We start from the raw sequence: 18,362 nt of genomic DNA, 5'->3' as shown, positions 1-18,362 counted from the left end.
AATTTATATTCGTAGATGCTGCAGCATGGAGAAAGCGCTATCGCTCAAGGAGATTCCTGATTTTATCATATCAAGCATTCAGAAAAGCTCATCTTCATATGTGCTGGTTGGGGATAGCTTCATAGGGAAAAAGGATATTCTGGAGATACTGCTGAAATCTCTGGAGAAGCTCGATTACTTTGTTGTCTCCGAGGCTGCCCCTCCCATCGGAGAGCTTTACAGGAATCAGACCGTGAACGCTATAATGGATAAGTTGACATCAAGGACTGAGAGCAGAGATAGGAATGAAATAATAAGGGAATTTGATGAATTCGTCAAGAACAACAGGAAGAGGATCGTGGTTGCGGTATACGGAATGGAGAGGCTCACCATAGAATCGAAGAACATACTGCTCTATATGTGCAGAGCAACGCGGAACAGGAACATAACCTTCATAGGAACGTACAGTACGGATGATGCTGAAGATTATGATAGATTCATAAATTTTATAGCTAGTGAGGATTACATAAATATACTGAAGATAGAGAAACCCGGCCTTGATGATATAGTATTTTTGACTAAGAAGATGGGTTACAAGCTGCCGGAGAATTTCGTAAAAGAGATTGCCAGAATAACAAACTTCAACATGGATAATTTTCGCTATGCTCTGAGATATTATAAGGATCTTGGGCTAATAAACGAGAAAAACGAAATAAATGAGGTATCCTTCCGCTACTTTCCGGTTCCACCCACTACGGAGATCTACTATGAACGCGTTCTCAGGAATCTGACGGAACTTCAGAGAACTATGATACAGATAATGGCTGTGGCTGGAAGGGATCTCACTCTAGATGATCTCTCCACGCTTCTAGGCAAGCCGAAGTCAGATCTGCTTGAGATGATGAAGAGCCTTGAGGCGTCTGGCATGATAAGATTCGTCAATGGAGTTGTGAGGTATGATAATGATAAGATCAAGCAAACGGTGATGCGAAATATATCAGAATCAGAAAAAGAATACATAATACAGAGGATGTATGAGACGGATTTCTTCAGATCTCTCAATGAGGCCCAGAAGATACACATATTGAGACAGGGAGGGCGCCTGAACGACATAATGAAGATCATAGAGCAGACTGGAGAAAAGATAGTGGATATGTACGGTTCGATAGATGAGGCGATAGAGGATCTGGAGTTCGTCTTCGGGAAAGACAGCAAATCACCGGCAGCATATGTTCTGTGCCATGCCTATTACAGAAAGGGGGAGCTGGAAAGAGCCCTGGAATGCTACAATGCATACGATCACGACAGCCTCACCGTGGTCATGGATGTATCCAGTATTCTGATATCGAAGGGCGAATATGATAGAGCCAGCGAGCTACTTGATAGCCTCTCTGGAAAGCTCAATGATGAGAGGGACGAAATATCGCTCAAATACAAGAAGGCATCCATACTTTACAGAAGGGGGGACTATGATGCCGCAACGGATCTTCTCCAGGATGTTCTGATCAGGTCGAGGAAGATGGGCCTGAAGGACATGGAGGCAGGAGCCCTGAACCTGCTCGGCGGTATAGACATGGCGGAGTACAGATACGATGATGCCCTGAAGAAATATGGTGAGGCCCTGGAGATAAACAGGACCATTGGCAACTACTCCGAGGTGGCAAGGAACCTAAACAACATATCTCTCATAGATGTGTATACGGGCAAGTATGATCAGGCAATAAGCACCCTCAAAGAGCTGATCGAACAAACCTACACCACTGGGGATCTGATATCCAGACTATACGCTGTGTACAATCTCTCCGAGATATACTACGTAATTGGCCATCAGGAGTATGCGGAGGGGTATATACCGCTCATGCTGAGAATACTGGATGTCACCGGTGAAAAACGTGTTGCCTATCACATACACAGGTTCCTTGCACTCTATTACACAGGTCTGCTGGACTTCAAACTGGCAAGGAAGTATGCCATGCTCGCAGCTGAAGAGGGTGCAAATGAAGAACAGTCTTCTATGGCCAGGATATTCACGCAGATAATATCGAGCATTGCAGATGGCGGATCAGAGGTATCTGAACAGGAGATAGAGAGAAATGTGTACAGAGATGATTATGCCAGCACATTTTATATAGCAATCTCCTACTATTTCTATCTGAAGGGCAATGGCGATCTGGCCATGAAGTATATGGAAAAGGCTGATCAGGCAGCATACCATATGAACATTCCATATGAGATAGTGAATGCATCGTTCCACAGGGCGTTAATGTACCTGTTCACAGATAATATTGAGGAATTCAGAATGTACTTCGATAAGATGCCAAAGCCTCCAACAAATATCGAATACTATGATGCGTGCTATTCTATATTCGGCAATATACGCAGCGAGAACTATGACGGCATAGTGTCTTCAAGGTACAGAATAATCGAGGAGGATCATCTCCACGGATCTCTGAAATCCATGCTTCCAGTGCTTCTGAATGCATTTGCGCTTTACAGATTTGCCGGCAAGGATGAAGATCTAAGGCACATAATCAGCGTAACGCCTGAACCGTTTGTGGAACCTCTGAAGAGGTTAACACGTTATTCTCAGACTCAATGATCATCCTTGCAATGCCCTTTTCCATATAATCAATGCTAGTTGCATCGTTCAGGGCCTGAATGCTTTTATCTTTTAGCCGTGCAATGTGATAGCGAACGGCCAGTATGAATGGATCCCTCTGAGATTCGGTCTGCTTGTAGAATTCCGTGAATTTATCCAGCATAAATTTCCTGTATATTTCGGCTTGACCGTTGCGAAGCATATCCAGCAGGGCATCACCTATACGTCCCTTGGAGAGCAGGTAAAAGGATCTGCTGTTTCCATTCAGATCCTTCAGATTTCTGTCCAGGTGATCGAAGTGGGATGTATATAGACCTTCAATTGTCTCCTGCGGAACCCTGTCATCAACCATCTTTCTTATCAGATCGCCCATTTCCCACGTCAGCACCGATTTTCCATACATTTCTTTCAGAAATCTAACCGAACCGTAGAATCTTTCAGCGAACGGATCCGGGAATCTGATCCTGTCATCCTTCTTATCTGAAGAGGCTATGCGATCTATTGATGGCATCAGATCTGCAGCTGCCAGCACATCGCCGATCTTTATGTCACTTATGAGATGCCATATCCTCATAGACAGGCTCTCAGGAAAACGTGAAACGGCGTAATCCGCCGTCCTTCTTAGTTCATCGAACCTTCCCAATTGGTATAGCAGGGACATCTTATAGTAGAACAGAACCTGATCCTCTTTCTCCGCGAGGATAGCGTCTATGATCCTGATCGCTTCCGCGTATCTCTTTAACGTTATGAGTATGCGTATTCTTTGCAACTTGTCATAATATGGATCAGGCACATTGGTAAATTATTTCCAAAAGTAAATAGATTCTCTGTATTCATATATGTATCAGGTTACGTAAGTGAAACCCGATACCTGTATACCGGCACGAGCAAGCCTGATCTTCAGGCTTTCTCTGCCCTTATTTATGGATCGATATGTCTGGGTATCCATGGCGATGCGTATCTGCTGATCGCCAAAGAAGAGCATGTTGTCCGGAACCTGATCCTCGAGTGATGCGTCTATCTGCCTTATTATCTGACACATGCCGTCCTGACATGGCCCGTTTTCCATCCTGGTGCGCAGAACGAGGTATCTGTTTCGCATCGTTTCGCCCAATCCATCATCTATCATTAGGACACCGGATCCGACACGGATCTTTATCCATGCCATGCCACACACCTAATCCTTCTTTCCGTACTTCTCCTCGTACATCTTCATTGATACCTGTATTTCCTTCAGCGCCGCGTCCTTTCCTTCCCAGCCCAGAACCTTGGTCTCCTTCTTCTCAAGAAGCTTATACGTGGAGAAGAAATTGGCGATCTCATCCAGAAGATGTGCATTCACATCCTTAATGTCCTTTATATTGCTCACGTTCGGATCCTTATCGAAGACAGCCAGTATCTTATTATCTGTCTCACCCTGATCTAGCATCTTCATCATACCAATAGGCCTGACCTTCATGATGGCACCCGGAAATGTTGGCTGCGATATCAGAATCATGACGTCCATAGGATCGCCATCGTAATACAGGGTTCTGGGAATCAGGCCGTAGTCCACGGGATACACAACAGATGAATAGAGAACCCTATCGACGAGCATGCCTGGGAATTCCTTAGCTATCTCGTATTTTACCCTGCTTCCCCTCGGGATCTCCACGATTGTATATACTTCATCTGGTGGCTTTGGACCCACTGGTACCGAATGATATAAACTGTCCATATTCTTTCATTGTTCCTATGTATATTATAATTATGCTTGATATATGAATGCCCACTGGAAAAAAATTTAATCGGTATTGTGCTTCAACATCATGGATTTTGAATTTAGCGAAGATCAGAAGCTACTGATGGAAACTGCAAGGAAATTCTCTGAATCGGTCATAGCACCATCCATAGCGAAGATGCGCAGTCAGAGGAGGATCCCAGAGGAGGTTTACAGCGAGATGGCAAGGATGGGTTACCTTGGCATGACGGTTCCTGAGAAATTCGGAGGAATGGGGGCCGATGCCGTTTCGACTGGCATTGTTGCAGAGCAGATTGCTAGAAGCGATCCGACGGCTTCCATACCTGTTCTGTTCCTTGTGGACAATGCATGGTCGTATCTTATCTCCAAGTATGGAAAGGAGGAAGTATTTGGAGATGTTCTGCGAAAGGTAGCGAAGGGCCAATGGATCACAGCTATCGCCTCAACCGAGTCCGGACACGGATCAGATGTCGCCGGAATCGATACAACTGCGAAGAGAAGCGGCGATGAATACATAGTCAACGGCGAGAAATCCTTCATAAGCCTGGTCAGAGATGTGAAGGAGCACGGTGGGGGTTTCGTGACGGTAGTGAAGACAAAGGAAGGTGCTGGATCGAAGGGCATATCACTACTCTACGTACCATATTCCGATGATATAGAGATATCCTACCTTGAGGAGATGGGAAGAGAAGGATCCTCATGGGGTGTGCTGAGATTCAACGATCTCCATGTACCATCCAGATACCTGATTGGAGAGGAGAACCACGGCTTCAACATAGTGCATGAAGGTTTTGAATTTGCGAGAGGTCTCATATCCGTAATTTCCGCAGGAACTGCCCTGAAATCCATTGAAAACGGAATAAATTACATGAAGCAGAGGAAGGCCTTCGGGCGCGAGATAGCCACCTACGAAGGGCTCCAGTTCCAGGTTGCAGACGACGTTGCAAAGATGGAGGCTGCGCTGAATTTCGCCTACAGATCGCTCTGGATCTACGATCAGGAACAGAGATATGGGAGATACAGCAGATTCTATGTGAGCAAGAACATAGCCATGGCCAAGCTCATATCAACGACCTGGGGTTTCGATGCCATAAACGATGCAATGCAGTGGCAGGGGGCATATGGATACTCCAAGGACTGCCCAGAAGAATGGGCCCTCCGCGGGATAAGATCGTTTATGCTGGCCGAGGGATCGCGCGAGATAATGAAGCTTATCGTGGCAAGGGAATCCATAGGCAAGGAATATCTGCGCTGATCATACAGCATAAGTCCGGTCGGAAGGATAACGTTGATATGCCAGAACACAATAATTGTCCACTGGTGATGATAGAGTGTATTTCGATACCGTCAGAGTTCCGAAGGACAGAATAAGCGTGGTCATCGGAAAGGACGGTTCAACAAAGAAGGAGATAGAGAAGAACGGCGAGGTAAAGCTCACCATAGACAGCGATGAGGGAGAGGTATCTATAGACCAGATGGGCGATGCGATAAAATCCAATACCGCGAAAAGCGTGGTTCAGGCCATAGGCCGTGGATTCAACCCGGAGAAGGCGATGCTCCTCTTTGAAGAGGGTATGCAGCTGGTGATAATATCGCTGAGAGAATTCGCGAAACCCGGTTCAAGCAGGATCGCACAGATCAAGGCCAGGGTCATAGGTACAGGTGGAAAAACTCGCACCATAATAGAGGAGCTCACAGGATCGTTCATATCGGTATATGGCGATACCGTTTCCATCATAGGAGACTATCTGGCAGTTACCTATGCGGAGGAGGCCATCAATATGATCATAAATGGGAAGAAACACAGGACAGTGTATGAATTCCTGGAGAGGAAGGCCAGAGAGCTGAGATTCAAGAGGATAGAAGAGAGCTTTGGATGACCGTTGAAAAATACGAGAACTCCCTATTCCAGCGAAAGGTTGATTAAGCCAGATGCCATAAACCCTTACAGCCTCGTATTAGGCCGATACTACATCTAAAAGCGGGGTGGGGTAGTCAGGAAATCCCGATGGGCTCATAACCCGTAGATCGATGGTTCAAATCCATCCCCCGCTACTTTCCTTTTATGTATTTTTCTATGGATTCGGGGGTTGTCGCAATTCCATGTTTCGAGAAAAAGTTGCTTACATTGATTATATCCCTTTCAAGAAATTCTGAGGCCATCGGGTGATCTATATCCACCGCCTGCGCCAGATCTATGAAGTAGACCCTTCTGTGGTAAAGCATGTTGTATTCGCTTAGATCCGAGTGCACTATCCTATTCCTGTACATGCGGCGCATACCATCGAGAACTTCTTCATATATTGCATCATTTATTTCGACATCCCTTATCTGTGGAGCCGGACCGGACTTGGTTCCTATATAGGACATAACCAGGATGTTTTTGAAGAACCCTATCGGTTTTGGTGCTGGCACTCCCGCATTTTCCAAGGCCATCAGGTTTGTGTACTCCTTTCTTACCCATACGGGTATTATATCGTTTCTGTCGATCCTTATCTTTGCAAATCGCTGGTCGCCCTCGATGTATTTTCTTATGTTCATGAACTTCAGCGTTGACATCTTGAATATCTTCACCGCCACGAACTTTCTGCCGGAGATTGCCCTGAAGACGACGGATTCCTTGCCGGAGGAAATTGGAAAATCCAGATAATCAATACTGTATCTTGAAAAAACGTATTTCAATGCCTCAAGGGTACGCTTGTCAAAAACAAGATCAAGCGTCTTTCTATCAAGGTTGGATCTGAATGCAAATTCATCGTTTTTTATGAGCTGTTTGAGAGCTGAGTCATCTATCCTTAACCACCTCACTTGAATATATCGATCACCTCAGGCAGCATGTGATTCCTGCTGAGATAACTAGCCTGAGTCTTCGTGTAGCGGTAGACGACATCAGCCTTCTCAGGCTGAAATTCCCAAGGTTTAACTATAACCAGATCCTTTTCCCTTATCCACATACGCTTGCGCATTCTGCCCGGTATCCTGGCATTTCTGGTATACCCATCCTCACACATGACGGAAAGCCTTGAAGCGCCCTCCATCTTCTCAACTATACCGAACATCTCCCCCTTTTTCTTATTGGGGAGTATAACGCGCCCTATCGATTCCTCATTCTCTTCGTTATTCTCGAAATTTTTGATACCATCGTCAACATCTTCGTCGCCCATACTTCACCATTCTTTCAATGTTCACCTGGTCTATGGCAATGCATGCGCAGCATGGCCATGCCGATAGAGCATATGGATTGCTAATTACAAATACAAATTTAAATATTTGTGGAAAATTCCAAGTTTTCTGGAAAATTTTCCGGCTACTGCTTCACGCTTATGCTGTTGACGTTGAAGTACCTGGACACGGCATCCTTGAAGAGCTTTATATTTTTGCCTTCCTTCCCTATTACCTTGCCAATTTCCTCTGGCTTGACGCCCACAACTATGTCGGTTCTGTTGTTCTTCCACGAAATCTGAATCTCATTGACGCCGTATCTGAAGAATATGTTCCTAACGAATGTCAGGAGATCCCTTGAGATCTCAGCCACGAGGATGTGCTTGTTGATCTTTTCCTTCAGCTGCGAGATGACATCCTTGTTTTTCTTGAACATCTCTGCCATCTTGCGTTCGCCCACAACGAAGAGGATCATATCCTCGTTCTCGACGCACTCCATCAGCTCGATCCTTGCAATCTTTTCGAATATGGCTATATGAGCCATGGTCTCATTATCAACAGTTATCTCATTCATCTCTATTCCTCACTTCTTCGCTTTCGGATAACCTTTATAAATTATATCGACAGCACCGGTTCCTAATGTTATTGGCTGACCCACGATGATGTTCTCAGCAACACCCGCCAGTTTGTCAACCTCACCCATTATACCGGCCCGGAGAAGATGCTTCGTAGTTATTTCGAAGGCCGCTCTTGCAAGTACGCTGCTCTTTCTTCCAGATATACCGGTTCTGCCCACCGCACGCACGGTACCGCTGAATGTCATCATATCTGCAACAAGCATCAGATGCCTGACGTCCACATTAAGACCCTGCTCCTGCAGAGTTCTCAGAGCCTCGTTGAGTATGGCATTCCTTGCGGCCTCTATTCCGAGGACGTTGGCGATCTCCACTATATCGTTTGTGTATGTTCGAGTTGGATCGACCTCGTCTACCTCCAGCACATCTTTCAGATTCGAACCCTGCGTATAAATGACCCATCTGTGTTCCTTTCCCTCAACCCTTGCTATTGCCCTCTTTATACCGTTTATTCCCTTTATTGTAAGACCCTTAATCTGTTCCTGCAGCAGATAAAGTTTTTTGAAGGATTCCTGCTGTGGTTTTATTATTATCTGGTTTGAATCCTCCATGACGGTTATTCCCTTGATCTTATTGATAGCATTCATTATATCTTCCATCTCTATGAGCCTGTCCTTTGTCTTTCTAGGATCTGGCTTCACGGTGACTGTCAGCTCTCCTATATCCGTTATTATGTCAGCCACATCGCTTATACTGGTGTTCTCAAGCCTCTTAACGACATCCATAACCACCTCATCATTCGTCTCGTATTCTGGCTTGAGGTATATCGTCATGGACGGCGTGCTTGGAATGCGTCTTGCATCAACTATCTCGATCAGCCTCGGAAGACCCAGGGTGACGTTCATCTCCCTGACTCCCGCGAAGTGGAAGGTTCTCATTGTCATCTGCGTGCCTGGCTCTCCTATGCTCTGCGCCGCGATTATTCCGACCGCTTCGTATGGATCGATCAGTTCGTTGTCTATCTCCTCGCCTATCCTCTTGAGTATATTCTTGTATGCTTTTTCTCCCCATTCGGATCTGCGCCTGGCGATCTCCTCAGCCACTGATTCTGGAAGGCTGAATCCAAGCGCCTTTGCATCGTTTATAACTGCCTGAACATCCTCCGATAAACTTTCACCGTACTTTTCCTTTATTTCGGTCAGCTGTCTCTCCCCTATTTCGAAGCTGGCAACTGTATCGAGTGTCTTTCCATTCGACTGGAACTCCATGACTGATATGGGTTCAATCTTTTCTATCTTCTCTATGGTTATTATAGATTTCAGGCCATTCTTCTTCTTCGCAATGGCCTCAACATCTGGAGAGTAGGATCTGACCCCTGAGATCACCACATGATATGAGAAATTCTTCCGGTTTATGGTTATGTAGCCATCCTCAACATCAGCAGGAACGTCAAAGTCAACGGCGTAGTTCACAGGAACCTTTTCTGATATGGCAACTATGTTCTTTGATGTGTCACGCCATAAGAGTGATGCCAATTGAATCACCTCCTCCCCTCATCAAAGAGGATGTAATTCATATCTACCGCCTTACCTCTGGCGCTTCTGGTCGGATCTATTCCATCCTCACCATATCTGATCTGTATAAGAGAACCGACGGTATCCTTGACCTCCCTTGAATCGTCAACCTTCAGATCCTCAAAAGCGTTGATCAGTCTCCTCTGCATGTAACCACTCCTTGACGTTCTGACAGCCGTATCCACCAGACCTTCACGCCCTCCAATACTGTGGAAGAAGTATTCCGTGGGGTTAAGGCCTGTCATGTACGAAGACCTGACGAAACCTCTGGCATCGGCGCCTATATCGCCGCGTTTGAAATGCGGCAGAGTTCTATTGTAATAGCCTCTGTTAAGTCTTCCACCTCTCACAGACTGCTGGCCGACTATACCAGCAACCTCGGATATGTTCAGCATCGTAGCCCTAGCTCCAGATCTTGCCATTATAACGGATGGTACCTTCAGACCAAGGTATGAACTGGCTATCTTACCTGATTCATCTCTGACTACACCTGCTTCCGACAGGATTTCCATCTCCAGGGTATCTTCGACCGATCTGCCTGGAGCTGGCTGAAGTTCACCGCGCTTGAACGTCTCTATGAGTTTGTTTATGCGCTCCTCTGCCTGTACAACAAGTTCCTCTATCCTGGCCACCGCACTCTCAGGTATATCGTAATCACTTATACCTGTGGAGAAGCCGCGATAGGTTATGAAACCAACAGCAAGACGCGTCATTCTGTCAATGAACCTGGCGGCCTCCTGGGATCCAAATTTCCTGAATATCTTGTCTATTATGGCGCCAGAAAATGGAGAGACTGCAGCTTCGTCAATGGTTCCATGAATAAGTCTTCCGTCGACTATTTCAACATATGTGTCTGCAGGATCATCCTCAAATTCACACTTTTCAGATGAACCGGAACACAGCTTGCTTCTGAATCTCACATTCAGACCCTTAGGAAGTATAGTTGAGAATATGTCGCGTCCGTAATAGTATTTCACGCCATTTTCTATCTTTGCATCAGGCAGAAGATCAGGTTCGAGGTAAGCCATTATATGCACCATTTCCTCATGTGTGTATCTTGGATTGTTGTGCGTCAGCAGGAACAGAGCCGTCACATGGTCATGGATTCCACCTATTATGGGGCCTCCAAATCTCGGACTCATTATCTGCTCCTGAACCTTCATTATGATTCTTGCCTCGGCCCTTGCCTCCTCCTTCTGTATAACATGAAGGTTCATCTCATCCCCATCGAAGTCGGCGTTGTATGGGGTGCAGACTGCAAGATTGAATCTGAATGTTTGGCCTGGGAGTATGCGGACCGTGTGGCCCATCATGGACATCCTGTGCAGGGACGGCTGCCTGTTGAATAATACGATGTCGCCCTCCATCAGCTGGCGTTCAACGGTCCATCCTATATCGATCCTTTCGGCATTCTCAGCGGCATTCTGATCGGTTATCTTTATCCTCCTTCCATCTGGTCTTATCACATAGTTTACTCCGGTAACATAACGTCCGAACTGATCCCTTGGATTTCGCCCGCGTTTTATGAGTTCGCGCATCTCATCGATGTTGAACTGGTTGACCGTGACAGGTACGGTGAGTTCTCTCGCTGCCCTCTCTGGCACTCCAACCTCATTCACCGAAAGATATGGTTCAGGCGATATAACGGTTCTTGAAGAAAAGTTGACACGCTTACCTGAGAGGTTTGATCTGAACCTGCCCTCCTTTCCCTTGAGACGCTGAACAAGGGTTTTCAGGGCCCTACCGCTTCTGTGCCTTGCGGGCGGTATTCCGGGCGTCTGATTATCGAAATACGTAGTCACATGGAACTGAAGAAGATCCCAAAGATCTTCTATAATCAGCTGAGGGGATCCGTTATCCCTGCTCTCACGGAGCCTCTGGCTGATCCTGATTATATCGACTAGCTTGTGAGTGAGATCATCCTCGCTCCTTTCGCCGGTTTCCAGCGTGATTGATGGTCTGACGTTTATTGGTGGAACAGGAAGAACTGTGAGTACCATCCATTCTGGCCTCGCAGTCTTGGGATTGAATCCGAAGAATATGAGATCATCATCAGGTATCCTCTCCAGCCTCTCCCTTATCTCCTTTGGTGTGATCTTTACGTTTGTACCCTCTTCCCTGAATGTCGTGGGCTTGTCCAGTATTATCTTGCTCTGCTGTGCTCCACAATGGGGGCACACCATTCTCTGAGAGGCAAGATCAACGTATTTCTTCGTCAATATCTCTATGTCCTCAGGATCCCCGGTTTCAAAGTCCATCTTCTGTATCTCGGGGAGATAACTGCGGATCTCGTCATCGGTCAATTTGATGCGACCGCATGATCTGCAGGTGGCGTCGAGGAACATCTTTATTTCCTTTACAAAACCCACATGCACCACTGGCATGGCAAGTTCAATGTGCCCGAAATGCCCTGGACACTCATCCACCTTTCCGCCACAGGTGGCGCATCTGAGACCTGGTTCTATAACGCCCATGTGAAGATCCATTAGTCCATGTTCGATAGGATACCCATCATCATCATAGGTATCCGCAGTTATAACCTTGACCTGACTCAGCTTTCTGATCTCATCAGGAGAAAGAAGGGCAAATTTAATTGATGAAATTCTTTTTGATATTCCCATCATTTCATATCACCAAGCATTAATCTCATAACAACACCAAGGGAAATCAGCTCATCCCTCATCAGCTTGAAGGCATAGCTGGTCTCAATCGGGTATATATTCCCGGTATTTCCGCAGACGGGGCATCTCAGCGTTCCCTTTCTGCGATCATATATTGCTATATGCCCGCAGGATGGGTTCCCGCAAACGTACAGTACGGTTCCATCGCTCTGATCGAGCAGACGATCCTTTATGACCATGGCAGCTCCATGCGCTATAAGGGTATCCCTCTCCATTTCACCGAACCTGAGACCTCCCTGCCTGGATCTTCCCTCTGTAGGCTGCCTCGTGAGTATCTGTACCGGCCCTCTGGACCTGGCATGGAACTTCCCTGCGACCATATGATGCAGTTTCTGGTAGTATATGACGCCGACAAATATGTCAGCCTTGAATCTTCTGCCTGTAATTCCGTCGTACATGACCTCCGTGGATGATTTCCTGAAGCCGTATTTTACCAGCGCATCTCTCAGGCTTTTTTCTGGCTCTCCACTGAATATGGTACCGTCTATGAACCTTCCAGTCCTTGACGCTATCTTTCCACCGATCATTTCCAGTATATGACCAACCGTCATCCTGGACGGTATTGAATGCGGATTGAATATCAGATCTGGGATTATTCCGTCCTCCGTGAACGGCATATCCTCCTGCGGTACCACAAGACCGACAACTCCCTTCTGCCCATGCCTCGAGGCGAATTTATCTCCAAGCTCTGGTATCCTTTCACTTCTAACCTTTATCTTCACGACCCTGCTGTTGCTCTCTGAAACTGTCAGAAACACGTTATCCACGTATCCGCTCTCATTGGGCCTCATCGTCACTGACGATTCGCGCCTTCTCTGGGGGCCCAACTTCTCTTCTCCTTCTTCAAGGAATCTGGGGGGCGAGGTCTTTCCAATCAATACATCAGAGCCCTCCACATAAGCCTCGGGATATATTATACCGCTTTCGTCTAGATTCTTGTAATATTCCTCGGCTCTAGCACCTATTATATCGTGGGTTGGGATCTCGAATTTATCCTCCTGACCTCCAGGATAACGCCGTTCTTCCGCTGAATATGTCCTGAAGAATGTGCTTCTTCCAAGGCCCCTTTCAATTGCGGCCTTGTTTATGACAAGGGCATCCTGTATGTTATAGCCTTCATACGATAGGACAGCAACCACAAAATTCTGACCAGCGGGCCTCCGATCGTAATGTATATAGTCCATCACTCTGGTTCTGACCAGCGGAACCTGCGGATAATGGAGCAGATGGCCTCTGGTATCCGGTCTGATCCTGACGTTTGATTGCGCAAATCCGAGGGACTGTTTGGCCATTGCTGAAGCTATGGTGATCCTTGGCGACGAATTATGTTCAGGATATGGAATTATGGATGCAACGACTCCCAGTATCATCGCTGGATCTATCTCAAGATGAGTATTCTCCTTTGAAAGCTTTGAGTCGACATTGAATCTCTGATGGCAGAAGCCGCATTCCAGGGTTATCTCGGATTCGCCGGGGTTTACCCATTCCACCATCGATCTGTACAGATAGGAATTACAATGGGGGCATTTCTCTGGTATATCATAGGCATATACTGCGATGTATGTGTCTTCCTCCTCTTCAGCATCTAGCCATTCTATGGCACCCTGCCTCACCAGATCTTCAAAGTTGATCTCCCCGTGCTTCAGCTTCTCGATCATCGATCTATCCAGAACAGTTCTTCCGTCCTTCAATATCAAAAGCGGCCTTCTGAGCCTTCCACGATCGCAATTGACTATAACCTCATTCGTGTTATCGTCGTATCTAACATTTACCTCATCTGAAATACGACCGGATCTTCTCTCCTCGCGTATCCTCGATACAAGGTACCTAGGATCGTCATGATACCCTATGAAATCACCATTGAGATACACCCTTCCCTTCTTGGGGCTCTCCTCAAGGACCTCACGCACATCGAGCCCCTTCAATATCTCCATAACGCTGTCCGGATCTATACCCTGTGTCACATTTATGAGCAATGCAGCGTTCTTCACAAGGCCACAGTTCTGACCCTCTGGAGTTTCATTTGGGCATATCCTTCCCCACTGCGTTGGATGAAGATCCCTTGCCTCAAAGTGAGGCTGCGTCCTTGTGAGCGGAGATATGATCCTCCTCAGATGGCTTATAGTGCTCAGATTAGAAACCCTGTCAAGAAGCTGCGATACGCCTGTCCTGCCACCTATCCAGTTTCCTGTGGACATGGCATGCAACACCCTCTGCGTCAGCAGATCCTGCCTGACCGCAGGCCTTATCTTAATACCGCGTTTCCTGTTGTACGTTTTCTCGAGCTGATATTTCAGATCCTTCATGACGCTCTGGAATGCGCTTCTGAAAAGCTCATCCATGAGGTCTCCAGCAAGTTTTATCCTCTTATTCGCAAGATGATCCTTATCATCCTCTTTTCTTATTCCCAGGCTCAGTTCCAGCAAGGATCTGGCCATCCTGCCCAGATATATTGCCTTCCTTATGCGGTCCGATGGGGAATCGCCAAGATGGGGCAGAAGCGAGTGATCCAGCATCTGGGATATCTTCTTGTCCCTGAATTCTTTGGCCTGACCTGCGGCAAACCTCTTCTCAAGATATGATATTGCATCTTCAGTTGTATTTACGCCGTTTGGAGGGAGCACCTTTGGGTTCTTCGAATCCTCTATATTTGCATATATTATCGGCTCCATCTCAGGTACGGAGGCTATGGCATCATGCACATCCACATCCCTCTCCAGACCGAGGGCCTTCATTAGTATGACGAGTGGTACTGTACCGGCGACGCTTGGAATAGAGACATTTATGGTTCCATCTGTCCCCTTCTCCATGCTTGTAAGTGCGCGGAAACCACCGCGTTGGGAAAATACCTTAGAGACCTCAACCTTGGATTCGTAGCGATCCTCCCATTCAACCATTATCTTATTTGGTGCGAGGTCCTCAAGGGAGACTATAACTCTCTCTGATCCGCCTATTATGAAATAACCTCCAGGATCATCCGGATCCTCTCCAACGTACTGCAGCTTTTCTCTTCTGGAAAGACCGATGGGGCCGTTATTTTTCTCTATATACTGATCCAGGTTCTCCTCGGAAAGCGTGCATATCTTCGACCTCACCATAACGGGTAGATCGCCGACCTTTATTATTTCAGATCCTTTCTCAATTCCATCTTCCACTATCCTGAGTTTTAACGTTACCGGCGCCAGATAGTTCAGATCCCTGAGCCTAGCCTCGTTTGGTGTTATCTGATTTGATGCGCCAGACGCTTCCTTTATTTCCGGTTTTCCAATGAAAATTGTCTGCTCACCGATATAGTGGTTGTTTTCCCTTATTCTGCCATAGTATATCCTTATGTCATGGCCACCTGTCTTGGCAGGATCTAGTACAAAATAACCTGGATCCGCATCATCTGATACCTTTGTCTCATCCACAATCTGCTGCATCACGCTGTTCGGGTTGTCAGGCGTGGCATAGAAAGAATTCATCGAATCAAGCTGATGGTTTACTATTCCATACTTTTTAAAATATGCATCAACAATTTCCTTCACTTAAACACCTCAGACGCAACAACACGATAATATACCGAATGCCCCATTGTAGGGCTTTTTCTCACTATCTTGATTATCGTTCCCTCCTTGATCTTGCCATGAACGGCCTCCAGAGCCTTTATAGCAGGGTCATTAGGGCTGATTTTCGGCAGAAATTCCTTATCAATATTCAATTCCTTAAGGATCTCCTTCTCCTCCTCTTCTGATACTATGTGATGCTCCGGAACGAGATTATGATCTAATACATTAAATTTTGCCATTTTCGTCACCACGCGTGAGCGGGCCCGAGGGGGTTCGAACCCCTGACCACCTGGTTAAAAGCCAGATGCTCTACCTGGCTGAGCTACGGGCCCATGATTAGAAGCCTACATAGCGAGGCAATTAATAAACTTTTTAGACGAGGGCAAAGGGGATTTATTCGCCCTCGCGCAAACCGATGTGAAACACCTGATCACCATATGTTTGCCTCATTCATTCCGTTTGTACTGCAACTCTCTGCAGTATAAGTTTGCGAAATCCTCTGATCACGGTGTTCGATTTTCTCGATCATGAGGTATCAACAAACTTGTATCGCTTCAGAGATACCTCAAAAATTTCTCCCATGGAACCAAGGGAATTAAGTATCTCATCTACTGTACTCTGATCTATGCCCTGATTCTTCGCCGCTACAACTATGTCCTCGTATCTGCAGCCCTTCCCATCGAGATCGTTGTTCTTGATATAATCCAGCATGAATGAACGTATCTCCGGCAGCTGGCCAGATGAACCGAGTGAGTTCATTGCTGGCTCAATGATCTCAAAGAGTTTCTGATAATCATAGTCCCTGAAGTTCTTTATCGCATTTAACGCCGATTCGGCTTCAACAGCGGTGTAGCCTGATTCCTTGAGTGTTTCTATGCTGGAATCCTCAGATTTCTGCGCTTCTCTTATGGCAAAATATCTTCTCTTTGCAAAATAGTACGCTTTCAGTATCCAGAATCTCGATGCTTCCTCATCTATCTTTGACACCAGTTCCGGCCTGATTGAAAACAGATAATTTCCACCTGAATTGCGATATGCGCTTATCCTTCCAATTACCATAACCCTATCATCCACATTAAGCCCATCCAGCATGGATTTTTCCTCCGGATTGAAACCGTTGGAAAACCCTACAACATAGAAATTCCCAACAGGATCTGCCATGGTTATTCTGGTCATTCTATCGTCCCCCTGCTTGGAAGTGACATTTCCGGTGCAGAGTATTCGCTTCACTGATATGCCTAGCGGAGTCAAAATCATGGGCTTATCTGATGAATCGTTGATGACTTTTGAATCTCTGAGTTCTGCTGAAAAAATCCAGTAATCCTGATCTCTCTTATGCATCATTGGAATTCCTCCTCTATTATATTCGTGATCTCTCTGTTATCTTCAGCGGAGATGGCGCGTATCGATTGCACGTTCAACGTGATCTTATCATCCTGCATTCTCAGATCACCGGTAACGGATATGCATTTCCCGATCAGATTCTTTTTGATTATGGCATTTGGATTCATTGAATATGCGTCTCTCCTGAACTGTTCCTGTGGAATACCAGCATATGGCAAGAAGCTATCTCCGTTAATATAGCAAGTTATGGTTCCGGTACCATCGGATATTGAGAAATATCCAAATAAATCTGGGTATACCGGGGCCTTTGGATGATCATTGCATTTGCCGTTCTCCACTATCTTCTTGCATACACTGCATTTCGTGAAAATCCTGCTCCCTTGACCGACATTGACAACAAAACCAGCTATGGTTATACCGCCCACGGGCGATCTTATCTCAGATATGAAGATATGCCTTGGCTTATCTGGTATTGTAGTATTTACAGCCTCTATTTTGGAGTTATCGCCTATGGAAAGGCTGATATAGCCATTGAACTGAGTTACACGTGCATTATCTATGCGTACAACATCATTTTCCTGTAGCACCTTCCCGAATGAAGATATCCTGACCCTTGCCGTTTCATCTTCTATGTACGCCTGATATACGTTCTTAGAAATGCCCTCGTTTTCATATTCTCTTTTATGTACGCCAGTTATCTTTCCGACCACAGAGACATACGGCATGCTCAGACTGATATCCCTTATCTTCACCAGATCTGAGGTTCTCTTGACCTCCATGTCCACGTCGGGCTTCAAGATCACCTCGGATCTGCCATCGACGTATATCCTGATCTTTCCGTTATAGATGCTCGAATAGCATGACCTTATTTCGACCACGTCACCAACCCGAATGGCAGGCGGGAAGACCCAGGCCGTGAATGGCAGCGTACCTGTCTCATCGCCGATTATACCATAATAGTAAACGGTCTCACCGCGTTCATTCTTCACGGTGCGTTTATTCAGGGACAGAATTTTCACCTTCATATCTATATTCTGCTTTGCGGTGTCCACCTCGATTATCTTTGATAGCATATTTATTGCTGGACTATTCGTACTCTATATTTATTTTTTAAGGGAACCTGCCACCTGAATACTTGTATTAAAATATTTACGTAATT

The 18,362-nt window shown here is 46.1% G+C and carries 15 protein-coding genes and 2 tRNA genes; 4 read left to right on the top strand and 13 right to left on the bottom strand.

Annotation, left to right across the window (positions count from 1 at the left end; all coding sequences use genetic code 11):
- Positions 1-25: 25 nt before the first annotated feature.
- Complete coding sequence (locus DMB44_RS02040) at positions 26-2,578, top strand: lipopolysaccharide assembly protein LapB (RefSeq protein ID WP_110640385.1); 2,553 nt, start codon at positions 26-28, stop codon at positions 2,576-2,578.
- Here DMB44_RS02040 and DMB44_RS02035 read toward each other — a convergent pair.
- From DMB44_RS02035 to DMB44_RS02025, 3 genes are read right to left on the bottom strand one after another with little or no spacing between them, the layout of a single operon-like run.
- Positions 2,511-3,371: a hypothetical protein gene (locus DMB44_RS02035; protein WP_110640384.1), complete on the bottom strand. Its 861-nt coding sequence runs from the start codon at positions 3,369-3,371 to the stop codon at positions 2,511-2,513. The two genes, DMB44_RS02040 and DMB44_RS02035, sit on opposite strands and share 68 nt — an antisense overlap.
- Positions 3,372-3,422: 51 nt before the next feature.
- Complete coding sequence (locus DMB44_RS02030; RefSeq protein WP_237265234.1) at positions 3,423-3,746, bottom strand: hypothetical protein; 324 nt, start codon at positions 3,744-3,746, stop codon at positions 3,423-3,425.
- A 9-nt stretch (positions 3,747-3,755) separates the two neighbouring features.
- Complete coding sequence (locus tag DMB44_RS02025; RefSeq protein ID WP_110640382.1) at positions 3,756-4,295, bottom strand: inorganic diphosphatase; 540 nt, start codon at positions 4,293-4,295, stop codon at positions 3,756-3,758.
- Between the two features lie 91 nt (positions 4,296-4,386).
- On the opposite strand from DMB44_RS02025, the gene DMB44_RS02020 reads away from it, so the two are divergent.
- The 3 genes from DMB44_RS02020 (at position 4,387) to DMB44_RS02010 (ending at position 6,374) form a co-directional block, all read left to right on the top strand.
- Positions 4,387-5,574, top strand: coding sequence for an acyl-CoA dehydrogenase family protein (locus DMB44_RS02020; protein ID WP_110640381.1), 1,188 nt, complete (start codon positions 4,387-4,389; stop codon positions 5,572-5,574).
- 76 nt (positions 5,575-5,650) lie between these two features.
- Complete coding sequence (locus DMB44_RS02015; protein WP_237265233.1) at positions 5,651-6,199, top strand: KH domain-containing protein; 549 nt, start codon at positions 5,651-5,653, stop codon at positions 6,197-6,199.
- Between the two features lie 100 nt (positions 6,200-6,299).
- Positions 6,300-6,374 (top strand) — tRNA-Met (locus DMB44_RS02010).
- Here DMB44_RS02010 and DMB44_RS02005 read toward each other — a convergent pair.
- The 10 genes from DMB44_RS02005 to DMB44_RS01960 all read right to left on the bottom strand — a co-directional run bounded on the left by DMB44_RS02005 (position 6,372) and on the right by DMB44_RS01960 (position 18,276).
- Positions 6,372-7,127: a serine protein kinase RIO gene (locus DMB44_RS02005; protein WP_237265232.1), complete on the bottom strand. Its 756-nt coding sequence runs from the start codon at positions 7,125-7,127 to the stop codon at positions 6,372-6,374. The genes DMB44_RS02010 and DMB44_RS02005 overlap by 3 nt on opposite strands.
- Positions 7,124-7,483 (bottom strand): translation initiation factor eIF-1A, encoded by a 360-nt coding sequence (gene eif1A / locus DMB44_RS02000; protein ID WP_110640379.1) that lies wholly within the window; start codon positions 7,481-7,483, stop codon positions 7,124-7,126. Before eif1A ends, DMB44_RS02005 begins: the two co-directional genes overlap by 4 nt.
- 143 nt (positions 7,484-7,626) lie before the next feature.
- Positions 7,627-8,055 carry a NusA-like transcription termination signal-binding factor gene (locus DMB44_RS01995; RefSeq protein WP_110640378.1) on the bottom strand — a complete coding sequence of 143 codons (429 nt, stop codon included), beginning with the start codon at positions 8,053-8,055 and terminating at the stop codon, positions 7,627-7,629.
- A gap of 9 nt (positions 8,056-8,064) precedes the next feature.
- The gene (gene rpoA2 / locus DMB44_RS01990) at positions 8,065-9,591 is read right to left on the bottom strand and encodes a DNA-directed RNA polymerase subunit A'' (protein WP_110640377.1); all 1,527 of its coding nucleotides are present in this window, start codon (positions 9,589-9,591) and stop codon (positions 8,065-8,067) included.
- Positions 9,592-9,596: 5 nt separating this feature from the next.
- On the bottom strand, positions 9,597-12,254 hold the full coding sequence (gene rpoA1 / locus DMB44_RS01985) for a DNA-directed RNA polymerase subunit A' (RefSeq protein ID WP_110640376.1): 2,658 nt from the start codon (positions 12,252-12,254) through the stop codon (positions 9,597-9,599).
- Positions 12,251-15,838, bottom strand: coding sequence for a DNA-directed RNA polymerase subunit B (locus DMB44_RS01980; RefSeq protein WP_110640375.1), 3,588 nt, complete (start codon positions 15,836-15,838; stop codon positions 12,251-12,253). The genes rpoA1 and DMB44_RS01980 overlap by 4 nt, the downstream gene beginning before the upstream one ends.
- Entirely contained in the window at positions 15,835-16,098 is a 264-nt protein-coding gene (locus DMB44_RS01975; RefSeq protein ID WP_110640374.1) for a DNA-directed RNA polymerase subunit H, read from the bottom strand. Before DMB44_RS01975 ends, DMB44_RS01980 begins: the two co-directional genes overlap by 4 nt.
- Positions 16,099-16,117: 19 nt before the next feature.
- Positions 16,118-16,191 (bottom strand) — tRNA-Lys (locus tag DMB44_RS01970).
- Between the two features lie 193 nt (positions 16,192-16,384).
- On the bottom strand, positions 16,385-17,203 hold the full coding sequence (locus DMB44_RS01965; protein ID WP_110640373.1) for a hypothetical protein: 819 nt from the start codon (positions 17,201-17,203) through the stop codon (positions 16,385-16,387).
- A complete protein-coding gene (locus DMB44_RS01960) occupies positions 17,200-18,276 on the bottom strand; it encodes a replication factor A (protein ID WP_110640372.1) in 1,077 nt (358 codons plus the stop codon). The genes DMB44_RS01965 and DMB44_RS01960 overlap by 4 nt, the downstream gene beginning before the upstream one ends.
- Positions 18,277-18,362 lie beyond the last annotated feature (86 nt).

Source organism: Thermoplasma sp. Kam2015 (genome assembly GCF_003205235.1).
Taxonomy (GTDB): domain Archaea; phylum Thermoplasmatota; class Thermoplasmata; order Thermoplasmatales; family Thermoplasmataceae; genus Thermoplasma.
This window is presented reverse-complemented; position numbering and strand designations above follow the sequence as displayed.

Excerpts from the sequence above, each read along its gene's own strand:
- DMB44_RS01975 (WP_110640374.1), bottom strand. The coding sequence starts at position 16,098 with ATGGCAAAATTTAATGTATTAGATCATAATCTCGTTCCGGAGCATCAC.
- DMB44_RS02020 (WP_110640381.1), top strand. The coding sequence starts at position 4,387 with ATGGATTTTGAATTTAGCGAAGATCAGAAGCTACTGATGGAAACTGCA.
- eif1A (WP_110640379.1), bottom strand. The coding sequence starts at position 7,483 with ATGGGCGACGAAGATGTTGACGATGGTATCAAAAATTTCGAGAATAAC.
- DMB44_RS02030 (WP_237265234.1), bottom strand. The coding sequence starts at position 3,746 with ATGGCATGGATAAAGATCCGTGTCGGATCCGGTGTCCTAATGATAGAT.
- DMB44_RS01995 (WP_110640378.1), bottom strand. The coding sequence starts at position 8,055 with ATGAATGAGATAACTGTTGATAATGAGACCATGGCTCATATAGCCATA.
- rpoA1 (WP_110640376.1), bottom strand. The coding sequence starts at position 12,254 with ATGATGGGAATATCAAAAAGAATTTCATCAATTAAATTTGCCCTTCTT.
- DMB44_RS01965 (WP_110640373.1), bottom strand. The coding sequence starts at position 17,203 with ATGATGCATAAGAGAGATCAGGATTACTGGATTTTTTCAGCAGAACTC.
- DMB44_RS02025 (WP_110640382.1), bottom strand. The coding sequence starts at position 4,295 with ATGGACAGTTTATATCATTCGGTACCAGTGGGTCCAAAGCCACCAGAT.
- DMB44_RS01960 (WP_110640372.1), bottom strand. The coding sequence starts at position 18,276 with ATGCTATCAAAGATAATCGAGGTGGACACCGCAAAGCAGAATATAGAT.
- DMB44_RS02040 (WP_110640385.1), top strand. The coding sequence starts at position 26 with ATGGAGAAAGCGCTATCGCTCAAGGAGATTCCTGATTTTATCATATCA.